The following is an 851-nucleotide window of genomic DNA, read 5'->3' on the forward strand; positions in this document are numbered from 1 at the left end:
GCCGTATCGATCGCGTTTGGCTTAAGAAATGTCACTGATAAAGATAAAGCTATCCGCTCTATGTTCCGCGTATTGAAACCGGGCGGCAGACTTTTGATATTGGAATTTTCAAAACCCACTAACACAGTGCTTAGTGATGTGTATGACAAATACTCATTCACCGCACTCCCTATGATGGGCAAGCTCATCACAAATGATAGTGAAAGCTATAAATACCTAGCTGAATCTATTCGTATGCATCCAGACCAAGAAACCTTGAAGGGTATGATGGATGAGGCAGGATTCGTTAATACGCGCTATCAAAATATGACTGGCGGCATTGTTGCTCTACACACCGGAGTAAAGGCGTAGTGAACATCTTTAGCCAACCTTTATTCCAACAGTTCGCACCTAGCGTTGAGAAAACACTCAACGCTACCTTATCTATGGATCCAGGTTCAGAACAAAAACTAAAGCCTCTTAATGGCTGTGTGCTCGAACTACGTATTAGCAATCTAAATCAATCGCTATTCATTGGCGCAAAAAACAATCGCATCTTACTTTTATCTGCAGAGCAAGCTCCAACAGTCACCATGACCGCCAGCCTGTCAGGACTATTAAAATTGGCCGCTTATAGAGACACTGCCACTCTACTGAACTCAGGCGACCTTGCGTTTACTGGTGATGCCGTACGCGCACAACAAATTCAGCGTTTTGCAGATAATTTAGATATCGACTGGGAAGGCTTGCTAGCTAACTTCATTGGCGATACACCAGCAAAATTTATCAGCAGCGGCGCAAAACAAAGCATCACCATTGCAAAGACCTTCAGCAAAAACTTCGTGAAAGACCTAGAAGAGTTCGTAAAATAC

General features: G+C 43.4%; 2 protein-coding genes. Both read left to right on the top strand.

Annotation, left to right across the window (positions count from 1 at the left end):
* A partial coding sequence (locus A3739_RS02530) for a class I SAM-dependent methyltransferase (RefSeq protein WP_197471978.1) occupies positions 1 to 351 on the top strand: 351 nt, incomplete at its 5' end.
* The coding region (locus tag A3739_RS02535; RefSeq protein ID WP_068500132.1) for an SCP2 domain-containing protein at positions 351 to 851 on the top strand (501 nt) is incomplete at its 3' end. The genes A3739_RS02530 and A3739_RS02535, both read left to right, overlap by 1 nt.

This window comes from Oleiphilus sp. HI0067 (genome assembly GCF_001635735.1).